Source organism: Geminisphaera colitermitum TAV2, assembly GCF_000171235.2.
GTDB lineage: Bacteria > Verrucomicrobiota > Verrucomicrobiia > Opitutales > Opitutaceae > Geminisphaera > Geminisphaera colitermitum.
Window position 1 is genome coordinate 1 of the sequence record NZ_ABEA03000026.1, and the last position, 5,624, is coordinate 5,624.

4 protein-coding genes and 1 other RNA gene are annotated in these 5,624 nt (G+C 64.6%); 4 read left to right on the forward strand and 1 reads right to left on the reverse strand.

Annotated elements, in window-relative coordinates; translation table 11 throughout:
* The coding region (gene ftsY / locus OBACDRAFT_RS03505; protein ID WP_043582830.1) for a signal recognition particle-docking protein FtsY at nt 1–846 on the forward strand (846 nt) is incomplete at its 5' end.
* A gap of 199 nt (nt 847–1,045) precedes the next feature.
* On the forward strand, nt 1,046–2,296 hold the full coding sequence (fabF, locus tag OBACDRAFT_RS03510) for a beta-ketoacyl-ACP synthase II (RefSeq protein WP_043582832.1): 1,251 nt from the start codon (nt 1,046–1,048) through the stop codon (nt 2,294–2,296).
* A gap of 355 nt (nt 2,297–2,651) precedes the next feature.
* Here fabF and meaB read toward each other — a convergent pair whose 3' ends face one another.
* The gene (gene meaB, locus OBACDRAFT_RS03515) at nt 2,652–3,764 is read right to left on the reverse strand and encodes a methylmalonyl Co-A mutase-associated GTPase MeaB (protein WP_043582834.1); all 1,113 of its coding nucleotides are present in this window, start codon (nt 3,762–3,764) and stop codon (nt 2,652–2,654) included.
* Nucleotides 3,765–3,958: 194 nt separating this feature from the next.
* On the opposite strand from meaB, the gene rnpB reads away from it, so the two are divergent.
* Together rnpB and OBACDRAFT_RS03520 are read left to right on the forward strand one after the other, a co-directional pair.
* Nucleotides 3,959–4,394, forward strand: an RNA gene (gene rnpB, locus OBACDRAFT_RS24915) — RNase P RNA component class A.
* 137 nt (nt 4,395–4,531) lie between these two features.
* On the forward strand, nt 4,532–5,581 hold the full coding sequence (locus OBACDRAFT_RS03520) for an NAD-dependent epimerase/dehydratase family protein (RefSeq protein ID WP_052361015.1): 1,050 nt from the start codon (nt 4,532–4,534) through the stop codon (nt 5,579–5,581).
* The last annotated feature ends 43 nt before the right edge of the window (nt 5,582–5,624 follow it).

The window sequence follows — 5,624 nt, forward strand, 5'->3', positions numbered from 1 at the left end:
CGCTCCATTGACGCCTCCTCGCTCGAAACCCTCGAAGAAGCCCTTTACACCGCCGACTTCGGCGTCGAGACCACCGAGGAAATCCTCTCCGAAATCAAGACCGCCCATCGCAAGGACAAAGACCTGCGCGGCCAGGACGCCGCCCGCATCGGTGCCGCCGTCCTCACCCGCGCCCTCGTCGGCAGCGAGATCGCCCTCGCGCCTGCCCCCGCCGCGCTCGCCGCCAAATCCCCCACCGTCATCGTCATGATCGGCGTCAACGGCAGCGGCAAAACGACCACCTCCGCCAAACTCGGCTGGCTCCTCAAACAAGACGGCAAAACCGTCCTCCTCGCCGCGTGCGACACCTTCCGCGCCGCCGCCGTCGAACAACTCAAATCCTGGGCCACCCGCCTCGACCTCCCCATTGTCGCCAGCCACACCGGAGCCGACGCCGCCGCCGTTGCCTACGACGCATGGCAGGCCGCCAAAGCCCGCGGCACCGATTACCTCATAGTGGACACCGCCGGACGCCTCCACACCAAGAGCAACCTCATGGAGGAACTGGCGAAAATCCGTCGCGTCCTCCAGAAAAACGACCCCGCCGCCCCGCATCACGCCTGGCTCGTCGTGGACGGCTCGCTCGGCACCAATTCCATCGAACAAGCCAAAGTCTTCCACAAAGCCTTTGGCCTGACCGGCCTTGTCGTGACCAAGCTCGACGGCACCTCGCGTGGCGGCGCGATTGTGGGCATCTGGCGCGAATTAAAGCTCCCCATCTATTTCCTCGGCCTCGGCGAGCAGCCCGAAGACCTGCAACCCTTCAACGCCGAAAACTACTCCCGCGCCGTCTTCGGGCTGGAGTAAGATTGAGGTTCAAAATGGCGCGGGCGTCTCGCCCGCAATCTATTCCCAAGCGGGCGGAACGCCCGCAATCTATTCCCAAGCGGGCGGAACGCCCGCAATCTATTCCCAAGCGGGCGGAACGCCCGCGCCACTTTGATTTTTGCCCTCAAAAAAAAACGGCTTCCCTTCCGCCACGCCTCCCTCACCCTTTCACCCTTTTATGCAACACCTCCCCGACAACCAGCGTGTGGTGATCACAGGTCTTGGAGCCATCCACGGCCTCGGCTTCGATGCCGAATCTTTCTGGCAAAGCGTCACGGCCGGCCGCAACGGCATTGACCGCGTCGCGCAGTTCGATCCCTCGCCCTTTGCGACCCAGATCGCCTCCGAGGTCAAGGGATGGAACGTTGAAGAACACATGGACCCGAAGGACGCGCGCCGTCAGGACCGCTACACCCATTTCGGCTTTTGCGCCGCCCGTCAGGCCGTCAAGGACGCCGGGCTCGACATGACTCAGGAAGACCCCGACCGCGTCGGCGTCGTCATCGGTTCCGGCATCGGCGGCATGTTCACCTACGAGACCCAGTTGAAAAAACTTTTTGACGGCGGTCCGCGCAAAGTTTCGCCCTTCGCCATTCCCGCCCTCATTGGCAACATGTGCTCCGGCATGGTCGCCATCGACATCGGTGCGCGCGGCCCCAATTTCGGCCTCGTTTCCGCCTGCGCCACTGGCACCCACGCCCTCGGTGAAGCCATGCACATGATCCGCCGTGGCGACGTTGACGTCATGATTGCCGGCGGCGCGGAGGCGGCGGTGACACCCTTTGCCTTTGCCTCCTTCTGCTCGATGAAAGCCATGAGCACGCGCAACGACGACCCCGCCACCGCCTGCCGTCCCTTCTCGCTCGGACGCGACGGCTTCATCATGGGCGAAGGCGCTGGCGTCCTCGTCATCGAATCTCTCGAACACGCCCGCAAACGCGGTGCTCGCATTTATTGTGAACTCGGCGGCTACGCAGCCACGGCCGACGCCCACCACATCACCATGCCCGACCCGGAGGGCAAAGGACTCGGCATGGCCATGACCCGCGCTCTCAAGAGCGCCGGCATCGCCCCCGAGGAAGTGGACTATATCAACGCCCACGGCACGAGCACCCCTTACAACGACAAGTTCGAGACGCTCGCCATCAAGCGTGTGTTTGGCGACCACGCCAAAAAACTCGCCGTGAGTTCCACCAAGTCGATGACCGGCCACTTGCTCGGCGCGGCTGGCGGCATTGAGAGCATTATCAGCGTCAAGACGATCACCAGCGGCATCATCCCGCCCACGATCAATCTCAACGAACCCGATCCCGAACTCGATCTCGACTACGTGCCCAACCAGGCGCGTGAGAAGCCGGTGAAGGTCGTCCTGAGCAACAACCTCGGCTTCGGCGGCCAGAACGCCGCAGTCGTGTTCAAGGCGATCTGATTGATGGGACGCCCGCGCCACGCGTAGGGGCTTCGCTTGCGAAGCCCGCGTATGCAGGACGTGGCCTCAAATGGCGTGCGCAGGCGTCGCAAGCGACGCCCCTACAGCGGGCGAGACGCCCGCGCCACAATGCTCCGCGTCCCATCAAGTTATCAGAATTCTTCGTTTCCCGCCCCTGTTAGAGCATTTTCAGTTGATGTGTATCCGTTGTCTTAATGGTAGGGAGGCCTCTCCGAGGCCTCCGTGAGCGTGGTGAGAGGATACGAAATTCATAGGTGCTTGGAGCGTGGTTTCGGAGGCCTCGGAGAGGCCTCCCTACCAGATAGGATAAGGCTACAACTTTCTTGGAAATGCTCTAGCTCCTGTCCCCCAGCAATTCCAGTGTGGCGGCGAGGACGGGTTTGCGGCCATCGGCCACGGCTTGCTCCAACACGGGGAGCCGGGCCTGCACGTCAGGCGAGGCGTAGAAGCGGCTGCGGAGACTTTCGTTGATGAGCGTGTGCATCCACTCGATGGCTTGGGCGCGGCGGCGTTCGTCGAGGGCGCCGCTGGCGGTGGTCGCGTCGAAGTAGGCTTGCGTTGTCTGCCAGACTTCGGGCACGCCCGCGCCGGTGAGCGAGGAGGCGAGCAAGGCGGGCACCGTCCAGCCCGCGGTGTGCTCGCGCAGGATGTGAAGCACGCGCTTCATCTCGGCTTGGGCGAGCGTGGCGCGGGGAAGATTGTCGCCGTCGGCCTTGTTCACGACGAGCGTGTCGGCCATCTCGATGACGCCCTTTTTGATGCCCTGCATTTCGTCGCCCGCGCCGGCGATCATGAGGACGAGGAAATAATCGACCATGGAGCGCACAGTGACCTCATTTTGCCCCACGCCCACGGTCTCGACAATGACCACGTCGTAACCGGCGGCCTCGCAGACAAGGACCGCCTCGCGGGTCTTGCGGGCGACGCCGCCGAGGGAACCGCCGGAGGGCGAGGGACGGATGAAGGCGTTGGGGTGCTGGGAAAGCTTTTCCATGCGCACCTTGTCGCCCAGGATGCTGCCGCCGGTGAGCGAGCTGGAGGGATCGATGGCGAGGACGGCGACCCGGTGGCCGAGGCCGGTGAGGTGGGTGCCGAAGGCCTCGATAAAGGTGCTTTTGCCCGCGCCGGGAATGCCGGTGATGCCAATGCGTTTGGCGCGACCCGTGTGGGGAAGCAGCCGGGCAAGGAGCTGCTGGGCCTGCTCCTGATGGTGGGCGGCGTTGCTCTCGATGAGCGTGATGGCGCGGCCCAGCAGGGTGGGATTGCGCTCAAGCACACCCCGTTCGTAGTCGTCGGTCGAGAGCACGCGGCGGCGAGGGGCGGCGGTGGCTGCGTCAGCGGTGAGCACGACGCCCCCCTTGCCGGTGCCCTGAATAATGCGGGTGGCGAAAGCCTGATTGTCATCCGCGCCATCCGGCACCCAGTCGGGAATCTCGCCCGCGGGCATGGAATGCGCGTGGCTGGACGGCTTCGCCGCCGGTTCGGACGATTCAAGCTTGGGGGTTTTGTTTTTGTCGTTGTTGGCAGAGGCGGACATGAGTGGCGGGCGGCGGAAAAAGGAGAGGATTTCCGGCGAGGTGACGGGGGATGGCAAGGCTTGCTTGCTTTCGGCGGCGGGGGAGGGACATGCTGCGCGCTTGGTTTCGGGGCCAGATCGTCGCTCCGATGTTCTTTGCAGCATGGGAGAGGAAAGTCCGGACACCGCAGGGCAGGACGCCGCACGAGCCGAGGCCGCAAGGCGGAGGCAAGTGCGGGCGGCGCGCGTCAAGGCGCGACCGACGGAGAGTGTCACAGAAAACAAACCACCAGACCGGCGAACGGGTAACCGTTTTTCGGTCGGGCAAGGGTGAAAAGGTGGGGTAAGAGCCCACCGCGTCGCGCAGCAATGCCGGCGGCACGAAAAACCCCGTCCGGTGCAAGGCAAAATAGGTGGCTGGGTGGCCCGCCCTTAAGCCACGGGTATGCCGCATCAGTCCGCAAGGACTGGAGCGGGCGCGAGTCCGCTAGAGAAATGGCGATCACCCGTCCTCCCCCCGGAGGACGGCGAACATAATCCGGCTTACGGCCCCGAAACCAAAATTTCCCTCATTAAGGAGGGCGGGTCTCCTGACCCGCCGACGGCGCGAAGCGCCGCCCATCCGGAAGCCGCGACTGAGGACACTCTCCTTTATTGCCTTTCAGCATCCAGCTTTTCAGCGTTTCAGCTTTTTCCCAGTGACCTCCGCCCGACCCGCCCGACCAGCCCATCCCACCGCTCCCCCGCGCACCCCCCAAAAAATCCTCGTCACAGGCGGCGCCGGCTTCATCGGCTCGCACCTCTGCGAAGCCCTCCTTGCCGACGGCCACCACCTCGTCGTGCTGGATGATTTCAACGACTACTACCCCCCCGCCCTCAAACACGCGCACCTCGCCCCCATCCGCGACCAACTCGACGCCCTCGTGCAAGCCGACATCCGCGACCCCGCCGCCATCGAACGCACCTTTGCCACCCACCACCCTATCCACGCCGTCTATCACCTCGCCGCCCGCGCCGGCGTCCGCCCCTCCATCCACTCCCCCCGCCTCTACCTCAGCACCAACATCGACGGCACCCTCAACCTCCTCGAAGCCTGCCGCGCCCACCACGTCCCCGACTTCATTCTCGCCTCCTCCTCCTCCGTTTACGGCGCAAACCCCAAAACCCCCTTTGCCGAGACCGACCCCATCCAGCGCACCCTCTCCCCCTACGCCGCCAGCAAACTCGCCGCCGAGCAACTCTGCTCCAACTACGCCCACCTTCACGGCCTCCGCTGCCTCTGCCTGCGCCTCTTCACTGTTTACGGCCCCCGCCAACGCCCCGACCTCGCCATTGCCCGCTTCACCGCCGCCATCCGCGACGGCCGCCCCATCGACCTTTACGGCGACGGCACCACCGCGCGCGACTACACCTACGTGGACGACATCATCCAAGGACTCCTCGCCGCCGGACGCCGCACCGCCACCCTCCCCCCCGCCACCTTCGAAATCTTCAACCTCGGCGAATCCGCCACCACCACCCTCAACGAACTCGTCACCCTCATTGAAAACGCCCTTGGCCGCCCCGCCCTCATCCGCCGCCAGCCCGAACAACCCGGCGACGTCCCCCGCACCTATGCCGACATCAGCAAAGCCCGACGTCTCCTCGGCTACGCCCCCGCCACCCTTCCCGCCGACGGCATCCGCAAATACATCCGCTGGCTTGAAACCAACCAGCCAGCCCCGGCCAGCCTGCAAATTGGACGTTGAGCGCTGAACGTTGAACGCTGAACGTTCCTGCCAGCCATGAACG

What these genes read in the sequence shown, in the direction of transcription:
- meaB (WP_043582834.1), bottom strand. Translation starts at nt 3,764, where the DNA reads ATGCCCGCGGGCGAGATTCCCGACTGGGTGCCGGATGGCGCGGATGAC.
- fabF (WP_043582832.1), top strand. Translation starts at nt 1,046, where the DNA reads ATGCAACACCTCCCCGACAACCAGCGTGTGGTGATCACAGGTCTTGGA.